Origin of the sequence: Actinotalea sp. JY-7885 (assembly GCF_014525465.1) — a bacterium.
Lineage (GTDB): Bacteria > Actinomycetota > Actinomycetes > Actinomycetales > Cellulomonadaceae > Actinotalea.
Window position 1 is genome coordinate 1 of record NZ_JACEXH010000293.1, and the last position, 2,101, is coordinate 2,101.

3 protein-coding genes are annotated in these 2,101 nt (G+C 78.5%); all 3 read left to right on the plus strand.

The window, feature by feature from the left end; all coding sequences use genetic code 11:
- On the plus strand, window positions 1-254 hold a 254-nt coding region (locus IDM29_RS17450; protein WP_255500373.1), incomplete at its 5' end, for a hypothetical protein.
- On the plus strand, window positions 251-1,243 hold the full coding sequence (miaA, locus tag IDM29_RS16415; RefSeq protein WP_182114101.1) for a tRNA (adenosine(37)-N6)-dimethylallyltransferase MiaA: 993 nt from the start codon (window positions 251-253) through the stop codon (window positions 1,241-1,243). The genes IDM29_RS17450 and miaA, both read left to right, overlap by 4 nt.
- A partial coding sequence (gene dapF / locus IDM29_RS16420; RefSeq protein WP_188037808.1) for a diaminopimelate epimerase occupies window positions 1,240-2,101 on the plus strand: 862 nt, incomplete at its 3' end. The genes miaA and dapF, both read left to right, overlap by 4 nt.

A 2,101-nucleotide genomic window follows, 5' to 3' on the forward strand; every position in this document is an offset into this window, starting at 1 on the left:
CGGACCGCCGTGCCGCCGCGTTCGAGGACGCCGTGGTCGCCGACCTCCTCGACGCCGGCCCGGACGCGCTCGCGCGCCTGGCGCGCGTCCCGGCCGCGCTGGCCGCGGACCTCGCGGTGAGCGCCTGGGGACCGTGGCAGGTGCTCGTCGGGATGTCGCCGCGGGGACCCGGTGCGCTGCTCCACCGTGCGGCGCCCCTGGGTGCTGGCTACGCGGTGCTGACGTGGGACGTCCCGGACGGGGGCGCGCCGTGAGCGCGGGGGCGACGGGCGACGGCACGCCCGCACCGGGCGCCGCGGCCCCCGTCGTCGTCGCGGTGGTCGGACCGACCGCGACCGGCAAGTCGGACCTCGCGGTGGCGCTGGCCGAACGGCTCGACGGCGAGGTCGTCAACGCCGACGCGATGCAGCTCTACCGCGGCATGGACATCGGCACCGCCAAGGTCACGGCCGAGGAGCGGCGCGGCATCCCGCACCACCAGCTCGACGTGCTGGACGTCGCCGAGGACGCCTCGGTCGCCGCGTACCAGCGCGCGGCACGGGCCGACGTCGCGGCGATCGCCGCGCGCGACCGCCGCCCCGTCGTGGTCGGCGGCTCCGGGCTGTACGTCCGGGCGCTGCTGGACCGGATGGAGCTGGCGCCGGTCGACCTCGCCGTGCGTGCAGCGCTGGAGGCGCGCGCGCAGGCGGAGGGCCCGGGGGTGCTCCACGACGAGCTCGCGCGCCTCGACCCGCCGGCCGCGGACGCGATCGGGCGGGCGAACGTGCGCCGCATCGTCCGCGCGCTCGAGGTCATCACGGTGACGGGCCGGCCCTGGACCGCCTCCCTGCCCGAGCAGGAGTACGTGCACCCCACCGTGCAGATCGGGCTGGACTGCGACCGGGCGGTGCTCGACCGCCGCATCGGGCACCGCGTCGAGCGCATGTGGCAGCGCGGCCTGGTCGAGGAGGTCCGGGCCCTCGGGCCGCGCCTGGGCCGCACGGCCCGGCGGGCCGTGGGCTACGCCGAGGTCCTCGCCGCGCTGGCGGGGGAGCGCTCGCTGGACGACGCGCGTGCCGGCGTGGTCACGGGCACGCGTCGCCTCGCCCGCAAGCAGATGGGCTGGTTCGGCCGCGACCCGCGCGTGCACTGGCTGGACGCGCAGGACCCGGACCTCGTGGACCACGCCGTCGCGCTGGTGCACGCCGCGGACGCCGGACGGCTCGTCGACCCGGGGACGCGCCGCCGTACGCTCGGGTCATGACGCACGACGCCCTGGCCGCGCCCACGCCGGCCGTGCCGCTCGCGCCCACGACGCTCCACGTCTGGAAGGGCCACGGCACCGAGAACGACTTCGTGCTCGTCGACGACCGCCAGGACGCCCTCGCGCTCGGCCCCGAGCTCGTGCGCGCCCTGACGGACCGGCGCGCGGGCCTGGGCGGTGACGGCGTCATCCGCCTCGTCGCGAGCGAGCACCTGCCCGAGGGGCGGGACGCGCTGCGCGAGGACCCGCGGGCACGCTGGTTCATGGACTACCGCAACGCCGACGGGTCGCTCGCCCAGATGTGCGGGAACGGCGTCCGGGTGCTGGCCCGCTTCGCGGAGCACCTGGGCCTCTGGGACGGGGCCGAGGAGCTGGTGCTCGGCACGCGCGCGGGCGTCCGGCGCGTCGTGCGGGTGCCCGAGCCGGCGCCGGGGACCGGCGCGTCGTGGTACGCCGTCGACATGGGGGCCTGGCGCCTGGCGGGCGGACCGGGGGCGGTGGCGAGCGGGGGCGACGCGCAGGTCGACGTCGTCGGGCTGCCCGTGACGCGCCCCGCGCTCAGCGTGGACCTCGGCAACCCGCACACCGTCCTCGCGCTCGCGGACACGGCCGAGCTGGACCGCGCCGACCTCACCCGGGCGCCGGTCGTGGCGCCGCAGCCGCCCGAGGGCACCAACGTCGAGCTGGTGGTGCCGCTCGGTGAGCGTGAGGTCGACGGCGTGGCCGTCGGCGAGGCCCGCATGCGCGTGCACGAGCGCGGGGTCGGCGAGACCCGCTCGTGCGGCACGGGCGCGTGCGCCGCGGCGATCGCCGTGCGGACCTGGGCGGGCGCGGACGCGCCCGCGACCTGGTCGGTGC